General features: G+C 25.8%; 13 protein-coding genes. 9 read left to right on the top strand and 4 right to left on the bottom strand.

The features are described 5' to 3' along the window. Window positions 1–7: 7 nt before the first annotated feature. Genes hisD through hisIE form a run of 7 tightly spaced genes read left to right on the top strand, consistent with a single transcriptional unit; the run spans window position 8 to window position 6,295 of the window. Window positions 8–1,303, top strand: a complete 1,296-nt coding sequence (gene hisD / locus H0H66_RS01025) for a histidinol dehydrogenase (RefSeq protein WP_185858134.1) — start codon at window positions 8–10, stop codon at window positions 1,301–1,303. A 12-nt stretch (window positions 1,304–1,315) separates the two neighbouring features. Then, window positions 1,316–2,401 (top strand): histidinol-phosphate transaminase, encoded by a 1,086-nt coding sequence (hisC, locus tag H0H66_RS01020; protein WP_185858133.1) that lies wholly within the window; start codon window positions 1,316–1,318, stop codon window positions 2,399–2,401. Beyond that, window positions 2,401–3,576, top strand: coding sequence for a bifunctional histidinol-phosphatase/imidazoleglycerol-phosphate dehydratase HisB (gene hisB / locus H0H66_RS01015; protein ID WP_185858132.1), 1,176 nt, complete (start codon window positions 2,401–2,403; stop codon window positions 3,574–3,576). The genes hisC and hisB overlap by 1 nt, the downstream gene beginning before the upstream one ends. Window positions 3,577–3,590: 14 nt before the next feature. Next, on the top strand, window positions 3,591–4,181 hold the full coding sequence (gene hisH, locus H0H66_RS01010; protein ID WP_185858131.1) for an imidazole glycerol phosphate synthase subunit HisH: 591 nt from the start codon (window positions 3,591–3,593) through the stop codon (window positions 4,179–4,181). 11 nt (window positions 4,182–4,192) lie between these two features. Beyond that, window positions 4,193–4,939, top strand: a complete 747-nt coding sequence (gene hisA / locus H0H66_RS01005; RefSeq protein ID WP_185858130.1) for a 1-(5-phosphoribosyl)-5-[(5-phosphoribosylamino)methylideneamino]imidazole-4-carboxamide isomerase — start codon at window positions 4,193–4,195, stop codon at window positions 4,937–4,939. Next, a complete protein-coding gene (hisF, locus tag H0H66_RS01000; protein WP_185858129.1) occupies window positions 4,933–5,724 on the top strand; it encodes an imidazole glycerol phosphate synthase subunit HisF in 792 nt (263 codons plus the stop codon). Before hisA ends, hisF begins: the two co-directional genes overlap by 7 nt. After that, the gene (gene hisIE / locus H0H66_RS00995; RefSeq protein WP_185858128.1) at window positions 5,711–6,295 is read left to right on the top strand and encodes a bifunctional phosphoribosyl-AMP cyclohydrolase/phosphoribosyl-ATP diphosphatase HisIE; all 585 of its coding nucleotides are present in this window, start codon (window positions 5,711–5,713) and stop codon (window positions 6,293–6,295) included. The genes hisF and hisIE overlap by 14 nt, the downstream gene beginning before the upstream one ends. On the opposite strand, the gene H0H66_RS00990 is transcribed toward hisIE, so the two are convergent. From H0H66_RS00990 to rsmA, 3 genes are read right to left on the bottom strand one after another with little or no spacing between them, the layout of a single operon-like run. After that, entirely contained in the window at window positions 6,292–6,903 is a 612-nt protein-coding gene (locus H0H66_RS00990; protein WP_185858127.1) for a 7-carboxy-7-deazaguanine synthase QueE, read from the bottom strand. The two genes, hisIE and H0H66_RS00990, sit on opposite strands and share 4 nt — an antisense overlap. A 1-nt stretch (window position 6,904) precedes the next feature. Beyond that, window positions 6,905–7,771, bottom strand: coding sequence for a bifunctional 5,10-methylenetetrahydrofolate dehydrogenase/5,10-methenyltetrahydrofolate cyclohydrolase (locus H0H66_RS00985; protein WP_185858126.1), 867 nt, complete (start codon window positions 7,769–7,771; stop codon window positions 6,905–6,907). Then, complete coding sequence (rsmA, locus tag H0H66_RS00980) at window positions 7,768–8,547, bottom strand: 16S rRNA (adenine(1518)-N(6)/adenine(1519)-N(6))-dimethyltransferase RsmA (protein ID WP_185858125.1); 780 nt, start codon at window positions 8,545–8,547, stop codon at window positions 7,768–7,770. The genes H0H66_RS00985 and rsmA overlap by 4 nt, the downstream gene beginning before the upstream one ends. Before the next feature lie 91 nt (window positions 8,548–8,638). On the opposite strand from rsmA, the gene serS reads away from it, so the two are divergent. Together serS and metF are read left to right on the top strand one after the other, a co-directional pair. Further along, window positions 8,639–9,910: a serine--tRNA ligase gene (gene serS, locus H0H66_RS00975; RefSeq protein ID WP_185858124.1), complete on the top strand. Its 1,272-nt coding sequence runs from the start codon at window positions 8,639–8,641 to the stop codon at window positions 9,908–9,910. 13 nt (window positions 9,911–9,923) lie between these two features. Further along, window positions 9,924–10,886, top strand: a complete 963-nt coding sequence (metF, locus tag H0H66_RS00970; RefSeq protein WP_185858123.1) for a methylenetetrahydrofolate reductase [NAD(P)H] — start codon at window positions 9,924–9,926, stop codon at window positions 10,884–10,886. 6 nt (window positions 10,887–10,892) lie between these two features. On the opposite strand, the gene H0H66_RS00965 is transcribed toward metF, so the two are convergent. Next, window positions 10,893–11,870: a pyruvate dehydrogenase complex E1 component subunit beta gene (locus tag H0H66_RS00965; RefSeq protein WP_185858122.1), complete on the bottom strand. Its 978-nt coding sequence runs from the start codon at window positions 11,868–11,870 to the stop codon at window positions 10,893–10,895. Window positions 11,871–11,937 lie beyond the last annotated feature (67 nt).

Raw genomic sequence — 11,937 nt, 5'->3', positions numbered from 1 at the left:
TAAAAATATGATTCAAGTATATATTCGTCCTACATCCGAAATATGTAAATCTATTTTGAATAGAACTATACAAGATAGTTCTAACATAAAAAAATTAGTATATCCTATTATTGATAATGTCAAAAAATATGGAGATTTAGCTTTAAATACTTATACAAAAAAATATGATTATGCAGATGTAAAATGTATTCAGGTAACAGAAAAAGATTTTGATGAAGCTGATATGAAAGTTTCAAATCAATTAAAAAAATCTATTGAAATTGCATATCAGAATATAAAATGTTTTCATCAAAAACAAATTCATGAGGAAACTCCAATAGAAGTTTCGAAAGGAGTTTTTTGTTGGAGAAAAATGATTCCAATTGAAAAAGTAGGTTTTTATATCCCCGGAGGATCTGCTCCTTTGTTCTCCACCATATTAATGTTAGGAATTCCTGGAAAATTATCTGGATGTTCAAATATTATATTATGTACACCTCCAAACAGAAATGGAGATATTCATCCAGCTATTTTATATACAGCTAGATATGTAGGAATTACACGTATATATAAAGTTGGAGGAGCTCAAGCGATTTCTGCTATGGCTTATGGAACAGAAAGTATTCCTTCTGTATATAAAATATTTGGTCCAGGAAATTCTTATGTCACAATAGCTAAAGAAATTGTCTTTCAAAAAGGAATAGTTTCTATAGATATGCCTGCTGGTCCTTCTGAAGTTGTAATTATGGCTGATGATACAGCAAATCCAGAATATGTTGCTTCCGATTTATTATCTCAATCAGAACATGATCCAGAAAGTTATATTCTTTTGGTCACTACCAATAATCAATTTTGGATAGAAAAAATTCAAAAAGAATTAAAAAAACAATTTTTGGATATTTCTAATAAACAAGATATTATTGAAAAATCTTTGAAGAACAGCAAAATAGTTATTTTTAATTCTTTAGATGAATGTATGACATTAATAAATCAAATAGCGCCAGAACATTTGATTATAAACTGCAGAAATGCTTCTTATTGGGGTGAAAAAGTAATTAATGCTGGATCGGTTTTTTTAGGTAATTATTCTCCAGTTAGTGCAGGAGATTATGTTTCAGGAACTAATCATATACTTCCTACTTATGGTTATGCCAAATGTTATAGTGGAGTATCTATAGATAGCTTCGTAAAAAAAATTACTTTCCAAAAAATATCTAAAAAAGGATTAAAAAATTTATCGGAATGTGTAAATATTTTATCCTCAGAAGAAGGATTATTTGCTCATAAAAAATCTATTAATATTCGATTAAAAAATGAATCTTAAATGTATAAATACATGAATAAATTTAATTTGAATTCTATAATTAGAGATAATATTTTAGATATGGATCCTTACATATCTGCTAGAATGGAACATCATCAAGAAAAAAATTTTATTTTTTTAGATGCTAATGAAAATTCTTTTGGTTCTCCTTTATCTTTTTTTAATTCTTATAATAGATACCCGGATCCTTTACAGACAAAATTGAAAAAAAAAATATCAAATTTAAAAAATATTCCTCCATCTCAGATATTTTTGGGAAATGGAAGTGATGAAATTATTGATTTAATATATCGTATTTTTTCTCGTCCAAAAATAGATAATACTATTATTTTTCCTCCAACTTATGGAATGTATGAAGTTATTGGAAAAATTCATGGAGTAGATATAATAAGAATTCTTCTTACAGAAGATAATTATCAATTAAATTTGGATAAACTAGAAAAATTTTTGAATTCAAATAGTAAAATTATTTTTATTTGTTCGCCTAATAATCCTACTGGAAATGATATAAAATTAGAAGATATTGAAAATATTATAAAAAAATTTAGAGGAATTGTTGTTTTAGATGAAGCGTATATAGATTTTTCCATTCAAAAATCTTTATCGAAAGATATTGATAAATATCCAAACTTAATTATTATACAAACGCTTTCAAAATCTTGGGGATTAGCAGGATTAAGGATAGGAATTGCGATTGCTTCAGAAGAAATAATTCAATGGATGAATAAAATAAAATATCCATATAACATCAGTATTATTTCTCAAAAAATAGCTATTAAAGCTTTAGAAAATAGAGATTTGTTTTTTTTTCATTTAAAAAATATTTTATCAGAAAGAAAATATATGCAAGAATCTTTAAAAAAAATTCCTATCATACAAAAAGTATATCCAAGTTCAACTAATTTTTTATTAGTAAAAATAAATATCTCTTCAAAAAATCTTTATCAATATTTAATGATAAAAAAAATCGTAGTTAGAGATCGATCCAAAATAATGTTATGTGATAATTGTTTAAGAATTACAGTAGGAACTCATAAAGAAAACGAGTATTTAATAGATCAAATTCGAAAATACTCCATTAATAAAATAAAAATGTGATGAAAAAAAAAATATTATTTGTTGATAGAGATGGAACCATTATAGAAGAAAATCCTCCTAGTTATCAAATTGATTCTATTGATAAAGTCAATTTTTATCCAAGAGTGATATTTTTCTTGTCAAAAATAGTACAAGAATTAGACTATGATTTAGTTATGATATCTAATCAAGATGGATTAGGGACAGATAAATTTCCTGATAGTATTTTTTGGCCTATACATAATCACATATTAAAAATTTTAAAGTCTGAAAATATTCATTTTACTTCTGTTCATATAGATAACACATTTCCCGAAGATAAATCGCCCAATAGAAAACCGGGTATAGGAATGTTAACTGATTATTTAAAATCAGATTATTACAATATTTCTCAATCTTTTGTAATTGGAGATAGATTAACAGATGTTTTATTAGCTAAAAATTTAGGATGCAAATCTATTTGGATAAAAAAGAATCATCATTATAAAAATTTAATAAAAGAAGAAAAAGACTATTTTTCTACTATAGACGATATAGACGAAAAAAATTTGAAAAATATAATATCTTTAAAAACTAGTAGTTGGGAAAAAATTTATGAATATTTATTATCAATCCATGCAAAAAAATTCGTTCATCAACGATCTACATTGGAAACAAATGTTAAAATTACCATTATTCTTTATGGAAAAGGAAAGTATAATATTCAAACAGGAATTGGATTTTTTGATCATTTACTACAACAAATGGCATTTCATAGCTGTATAAATTTGTATATTCAAACAAAAGGAGATCTTTATATAGATGATCACCATACTATAGAAGATACTGCTATTGCTTTAGGAGAAATTTTTGATAAATCTTTAAAAAATAAAATAGGAATAGAACGTTATGGTTTTTATTCTCTTCCTATGGATGATAGTTTAGCTACGATAGCATTAGATTTTGGAGGAAGAAGCCAATTATCTTGGAAAGTCAAATTTTGTAGAGAAAAAATCAACAAAATCTCTACTGAAATGTTTTTTCATTTTTTTAAATCTTTTTCTCTACACGCTAAATGCAATTTGCATATTCATGCTATAGGAAGAAATGACCATCATAAAATAGAATCTATTTTTAAATGTTTTGGAAGAGCTATTAAAATGGCAATACAAAAAAATTCTTCTATTAAAATACCTAGTACCAAAGGTATGGTGTAAAATTTACAAATATTATGAAAACGATTATCATCAAATATCCTGCAGGAAATGTACAATCAGTTCTTTTTTCTTTAGAAAGAATAGGAGTACAGGCTACAGTAACAGATTCAAAAGAGTTGATTCAAAATGCAGAAAAAATTATTTTACCTGGAGTTGGAGAAGCAAATTGTGCCATGAAATATTTAAAAGATAAAAAATTAGATTTACTTATATCAAAAATAGAAAAACCTGTATTAGGTATATGTTTAGGGATGCAATTACTTTGTAAATATTCGGAAGAAAGTAGTACTACATGTATAGGAATATTTGATTTATTAGTCAAGAAATTTAAATCTATTAATAAAAATAATAAAATACCTCAAATAGGTTGGAATACCATTCATAAATTGAAAGGACCTTTGTTTGAAAAAATACCGGATGGTAGTTATCAATATTTTGTTCATAGTTATTATGTTCCTTTAGGAAAATACACAACAGCAAAAACAGAATATATTATTAATTATAGTGCTGCAATACAAAAAAATAATTTTTATGCCGTGCAATTTCATCCTGAAAAATCTTCTTATGTAGGACATAAAATATTAGAGAATTTTATTCAATTATAAATATATGAATAATGGATATTATAATAGCTATAGATTTAATTGATGGACAATGTGTTCGATTAATACAAGGTGATTTTAAAAGAAAAAAAATTTATAATAAAGATCCACTAGAGGTTGCTTTTTTATTAGAAAATTATGGAATATCTAGACTTCATTTGGTAGATTTAGATGGAGCCAAAAAAGGAAAAGTTGTTCATTGGAAAATTTTAGAAAAAATAGCAAAGTATACACATCTAATTATAGATTTTGGAGGTGGTATACATTCTGAAAATGATATACGTATTGTATTTGAAAATGGAGGACATATGGCGACTATTGGAAGTATTGCTGTTCAAAACCCTCTTCTTTTAAAAAAATGGATTGAAATTTATGGAAAAGATAAAATTTTATTAGGAGTAGATGTTAAAAATAATAAAATAGCAACCCATGGTTGGACTAAACTTGTTGATTTTCCATTTTGGGATTTTTTAGAAGAAAAAAGTAATCATGGAATTAAAAAAATTTTTTGTACAGATATATCAAAAGATGGGGCTTTATCTGGTCCTTCTTTTCTTTTGTATAAAAAAATTATTAAAAAATTTCCAAATTTTGAATTTATAGCAAGTGGAGGTATTCGTGATATAAATGACGTAAACAAATTATTTCATTTAGGTTGCGATGGAGTTATTATTGGAAAAGCTATATATGAAAATAAAATATCATTATCTCATATTAAAAATTGGATAAAAAAAAATAATAACAACAATTCAACATGTTAACAAAACGTATTATCCCTTGTTTAGACATAAAAAATGGAAGAACAGTAAAAGGAATAAATTTTAAAGATTTAAAGGATGCAGGTGATCCAATACAATTAGTGATTTGGTATACAAAACAAGGAGCAGATGAATTAATATTTTTGGACATTACAGCTACAAATGAAGAACGTAAAACACTAATTAGTCTAGTAAAAGAAATTTCTCGTCATATCAACATTCCTTTTACGGTTGGTGGAGGAATTAAAGAGGAAAAAGATGTAGAATTATTATTAAATGCAGGAGCAGATAAAATATCGATTAATACTGCTGCTTTTAAAAATCCGAATCTTTTAGAAGATCTATCGAAAAGATTCGGAAGTCAATGTATTGTTTTGGCTATTGATACTAAATATGAAGCAAATGAATGGTGGGTTTATTTAAATGGAGGAAGAATTTCAACTCATACCAGAACTTTAGATTGGGCTAAAGAAGGAACCAGTAGAGGAGCAGGAGAAGTATTATTAACTTCAATGAACCATGATGGAACAAAAAATGGATTTGCATTAGACATCACTAGAAAAATATCCGAAAATATCTATACACCGGTAATTGCTTCAGGTGGAGCCGGAAAATTAGAAGATTTTTTTACAATATTTAATAAAGGAAAAGCTGATGCCGCTTTAGCAGCTAGTATATTTCATTATAGAGAAATAGAAATTCCAAAATTAAAATGTTATTTAAATCGACTAGACATCCCTATAAGAACAGAATATACTAATAATATAAATCCAAATGATAAATTTTAAAGGAAGATTGATTCCTACGATTATTCAAGATTCAAGAACAGATAAAGTATTAATGTTAGGTTATATGAATCAAGAAGCTTATCAAAAAAGTATTGAGGAAAAAAAAGTGACTTTTTATAGTAGATCTAAAAAAAGGTTATGGACTAAAGGAGAAATTAGTAAAAATTATCTTTTTATTAAAAAAATATTAATTGATTGTGATAAAGATACATTATTAATTAAGGCAAAACCAACAGGTCCGATTTGTCATAAAGGATCAGATACATGTTGGAAAGAAATCAATCGTAATAATTTTTTATTTTTTTTGGAAAATATTATATCAGACAGAATTGAAAAAAAACAAAAAAATTCTTATATATATCAATTATCAAAAAAAGGTATTAACAGAATATCCCAAAAATTAGGAGAAGAAGCAATAGAACTTATCATTGAATCTAAAGATGATAATAAAGATTTATTTTTAAATGAATCAGCGGATTTACTTTTACATTATCTCATTCTTTTGAATGAAAAAGGGGTCGAAATACAAGACGTTATTAAAATTCTAGAAAATAGACATTCAAAATCTTAAGAAATATTTAACATCTTATGAATTTGAAGTGATATTCTCCATTTAGGATTTTTTTTAACATAAGAAATTATCTTTGGAAGAACTCCAAAAATATTTTTCCATTCAGGTTGTAAAAATAGAAAACAATTAGTAGATAACACATATTTAGCTTGTTCTTCGGCAAAGTATAAATCATTTTCATTTGAAATTACAATTTTTAATTCATTAATTTTTTTGTAGTTTTCTTGCAAAGGTAATTTTCTCTTTTTGGGAGAAATTGTAATCCAATCTATATATTTTTCTTGAATAGGATAAGAACCTGAAGTTTCAATATGGATACGATATCTTCTTTTTTTAAGTTCTTTAATTAAAGGATACAAATTCCACATTGTGGGTTCTCCTCCAGTAATTATAACAGTTTTTACTTGAAAATTATTGATACTAGAAATAATTTTATGAACAGAAATAAAATCTTTTTTTTTAATATCCCAACTTTCTTTAGTATCGCACCAATCACATTTTATATTACATCCTTCAAAACGAATAAAATAAGCAGCGGTTCCATAATAAAAACCTTCACCTTGAATAGAATAAAATGATTCTTTTATAGGGTAAATGGTTTTTTTCATTTTATAATCTATTATTTAATGCTGCTATCAAAGTGTTTTTAAGTAACATAATACGAGTCATTGGCCCTATTCCACCTGGAACAGGTGTAATATAAGAAGCTTTTCCATAAATACTACAAAAATCAACATCTCCTAATATTTTTTTTTCATTTTTATGAATTCCTACATCTACAACCACAGCTCCTTTTTTAATCATTTTTCCTTTAAGAAAACCAGGAATTCCTACCGCTACTATAACGATATCAGCTTTTTTTGTATAACATTCTATATTTTTAGTATTACTATGAGTAAGTGTTACCGTACTATTTCCAGGGTAATTTTTTCTGCTCATCAGTATGCTAATAGGCCTTCCCACTATTCTACTTCTTCCAATTATTACAGTGTATTTTCCTGACATTTGAATTTTATATTTTTCTAATAAAGTTAATATTCCTAATGCCGTAGCAGGAAAAAAAGCTTTCATGTTTAAAGCCATTTTTCCGAAATTTTCAGGATGAAATCCATCTACATCTTTTTTAGGATTAATAGATAGAATAATTTTGTCTTGATTGATATGTTTTTCTAAAGGAAATTGGACAATAAAACCATCGATATATGAATTTTGATTCATTTTTTGTATTTCTTCCAATAACTTTTTTTCTGAAGTGTTAATAGGTAAGTGTTTTAAAGAATATTCGATTCCAATATTTTGACACTCTTTAATTTTGTTGTTAACGTATGTTATACTAGCCGTGTTATCTCCCGTCAAAATAATACCCAGATGAGGAATACGTTTGTTTTTATTTAAAAATTTTTTTTCTATTGTCTTAGATATTTCGTTTTTTATTTCTTTGGCTAACAGATTTCCATCTAATAATTTGGTTGTCATTTTTTAATTTCTATTTCTTTTGTTAGTTGAAGAAATTCTTTTACAGATAATTCCTCTGCTCTTTTGTTTAAAAATGGAATTTTGTAAAAATTTGGAATATGATTGAATTCTTGTAAAGAATTTTTTAACTTTTTTCTTCTTTGATTAAAAGCAATTTTAACACATTTAAACAGCATCTTTTTATTACAATAAATCATGTTTTTTTTTCTTTTTAAAGAAATTACTGCAGATTGTACATTAGGTATAGGAAAAAATACTTTTTCTTTTACAGTAAAAAGATATTTTACATCATAAAATGTTTGAACTAAAACTGATAAAATTCCATAAGTTTTTTTACCCTTATAAGACGTAATCCGTTTGGCTACTTCTTTTTGAAACATACCAATACATTCTGGTATATAATGATTATATTTTAATATATGAAATAGTATCTGAGAAGAAATTTTATAAGGAAAATTTCCAATAATAGCAAAATTTCGTAAGTTCATTTCTTCAGGATTCCATTTTAAAAAATCTTTATGAATAATTTGATTTTTGGAAATTGAAAAATTTTTCTTTAAAAAAGAAATTAATTCTTTGTCAATTTCTATTAAAAAAATATGATGATATGGATTATTTAATAAATATTTCGTTAAAATGCCTAAACCGGGTCCAATTTCAACTACTGTATTGTAATTTTCAAAAGAAAGAAAACTTACAATTTTTTTAGCAATATTTTGATCTTTTAAAAAATGTTGATCAAATTTTTTCTTACAAGTAAGTTTATGTATTTGCATTATGTTATGCAAATATAGAAAATATTATTTGTATCTTGTGTTCATCAAAAAACCGTATTGTATAGAATACGATTTTAGTTTCTCATATAATATGCTTAAAACTTCTTTTATACGAACAAATAAAGAAAAAGTTTTATTGGGATTAGAAAAACGCAATTTTAGAAAATTGCATCTTATAAATGAAATATTAATTTTGGATGAAAAAAAAAAAATCATTCAAAACGTTCTTAATAAAATATTAGAAAGAGAAAATTTTTTATCGAAAAAAATAGGTAAAATTTTATATTCATATCATAATAATGATGAAATAAAAATTTTAAAAGAAAAATCTTCTTTCCTCAAAAAAGAAAGAAAAGGTATTATTTTTAAATTGAAAAAAATTAATGATATTTTAGAAAAAAAATTAAATCAGATCCCTAATATTCCTGATAAAAAAATAAAAAAAGATTCTGAAAAAAATGATATTCTTTTTCAAGAAGGAGAAATTCATTCTTCCATCATAAATCTTTTACCTCATTGGGAGTTATCAAAAAAGTTTTGTTTATTCGATTCAAATTTAGGAACGAAAATATGTGGTTCTGGTTTTACAGTTTATGTAGGAAAAGGAGCAAAGTTACATAGAAGTTTAATTCAATATTTTTTAGATAAAAATAGAGAAGCATCATACAAAGAATATAGTTTACCTTACCTTGTTAATGAAAAATCTGTATATGCTACAGGACAAATTCCGGATAAAGAAAATCAAATGTATTTTATAGAAAAAGATAATTTATATTTGATTCCTACTGGAGAAGTTCCTATTATGAATTGTTATAAAGATAAAATATTTTCAGATTTAGATCTTCCTATTAAAGCTACGACTTATACTTCTTGTTTTAGAAGAGAAGCAGGTTCTTATGGTTTAAAAGTTAGAGGGCTAAATAGATTGCATCAATTTGATAAAGTAGAAATTATTCAAATAACGACATCAGATTCCTCTTATTTTTCTCTAAAAGAAATGATTTTACATGTAAAAAATATTTTACAATCTTTAAATTTACCTTTTCGTCTTGTACAGTTAAGTGGACCAGATCTTAGTTTTTCTTCTTCTATAACTTATGATTTTGAAGTTTATTCTTTAGCACAAAAAAAATGGTTAGAAGTAAGTTCTATATCTAATTGCACTGATTTTCAGTCTAATAGATTACATCTTAGATATAAAAAATCTAAAACAGGAAATATAGAATTATGTCACACTCTTAATGGTAGCGCTTTAGCTATACCGAGAATTATGGCCGCTTTGTTAGAAAATAATCAAACTGAAAGTAGAATTAATATTCCTAAAGTTTTGATTCCTTATACAGAATTTGATCATATTAAGTAAAAATTTTTGTGTTATGAAAGTGATTGATCATATAGCTAAAGCAAAAAAAAGTTTATTTTCTTTCGAAATATTACCCCCTTTAAGAGGGTGTGATATTAAAGATATTTTTGCGACATTAGATCCACTAATGGAATTTTGTCCTCCTTTTATTGATGTCACTTATCATCGTGAAGAATTTATTTATGTAGAAAAAGATAATGGACTTTTGCAGAGAAGAAAAATTTCAAGACGTCCAGGAACTGTTGGTATTTGTGCTGCTATTATGAATAAATATGGAATTGATGCAGTTCCTCATCTAATTTGTGGAGGATTTAGTAAACAAATGACGGAAAATGCTTTAATAGATCTAAATTTTTTAGGAATAGATAACGTTTTAGTTCTTAGAGGGGACCCTCTAAAATCTGAAAAAAGTTTTTTTGCACAAAAAGATGGACATAAATATGCTGTAGAATTAGTCAAACAAGTTAAAGATTTAAATATTGGAAAATATCTCGATAAAACTTTTGTCGAAAAAAAAAAATATCCATTATTTGATTTTTGTATTGGAGTTGCAGGATACCCAGAAAAACATTTAGAAGCTCCAAATATAGAAAGTGACTTATTTTTTTTGAAAAAAAAAATAGAAGCAGGAGCTGATTATATTGTCACTCAAATGTTTTTTGATAATAAAAAATTTTTTACTTTCGTAAAAAAATGTAGATCAGAAGGAATTTCTGTTCCTATTATCCCTGGAATTAAACCAATATCATCCAAAAAGCAATTAAATGGTCTTCCATCTCGTTTTTATTTAAATATTCCTAATGAATTGGTCAAAGAAGTAGAAAAAGCAAAAAATAAAAAAAATGTATTCCATATTGGAATTGAATGGGCTATTCATCAATCTAAAGAATTAAAAAATTCTGGGGTTGAAGTTATTCATTATTATACGATGGATAGACCGGAAAACATTTATAAAATAGTTCAAGCTGTTTATTGATATGATTTATAAATAAAGCGTGTTTTTTATAGTATTAATAATTTTATTTTCATTGGGAAACCAATTTTGTATTAAATTGGAAGCGTAAGGAGCAGGTGTATCTAATAAAGAGATTCTATTAATAGGAGCATCAAGATAATCAAAAGCTTTTTTTTGTATAAAATATGAAATTTCAGAAGCAATAGATGAAAAAGGCCATGATTCTTCTAAAATCACCAAACGATTGGTTTTTTTAACAGAAAAAAGTATGGATTCATAATCTAATGGACGTATAGTCCGAAGATCTATAACTTCTACACTTATATTTTCTTGATCTAATTTATGTGCTGCACTTAAAGCTATTTTCATGATTTTTCCAAAAGAAACTAGACTAATATCAGTTCCTTCTTTTTTTAGATCAGCTTTTCCAATAGGAATCACATATTCTTCATCTGGAATAATCATTTTATCTCCATACATTTGTTCAGATTCCATAAAAATTACTGGATTATTATCTCTGATAGCAGATTTTAATAGACCTTTTGCGTCATAAGGATTACATGGAATAATTACTTTTAATCCAGGACAACTAGCATACCAGCTTTCAAAAGATTGAGAATGAGTAGCTCCTAATTGTCCAGCATAACCGGTTGGTCCTCTAAAAACAATGGGAATATTCCATTGACCTCCACTCATATAACGTATTTTAGCTGCATTATTAATAATTTGATCCATTGCAACTAAAGAAAAATTAAATGTCATGAATTCAATAATAGGTCTACATCCATTCATAGCAGAGCCTACTCCAATTCCAGAAAATCCTAATTCCGATATAGGAGTATCAATAACTCTTTTCGGACCGAATTCTTCTAGCATCCCTTTTGAAGCTTTGTAAGCTCCGTTATATTGAGCTACTTCTTCCCCCATGAGATAAACAGTATTATCTCTTCTCATTTCTTCACTCATTGCTTCTGCTATAACTTCACGAAAACTCTTTTTTTTCATAATATAGTAGTTATCAATTTTTATAAAATATCTTAAAAAAAGAACGGAAAAGAAAGATATATCCTTC

The sequence above is a fragment of the Blattabacterium cuenoti genome, assembly GCF_014251595.1.
GTDB classification, from domain to species: Bacteria; Bacteroidota; Bacteroidia; order Flavobacteriales; family Blattabacteriaceae; genus Blattabacterium; species Blattabacterium cuenoti_Q.
Note: the sequence above shows the minus strand (reverse complement) of the source record. Positions and strands in the feature narration are given on the sequence as shown.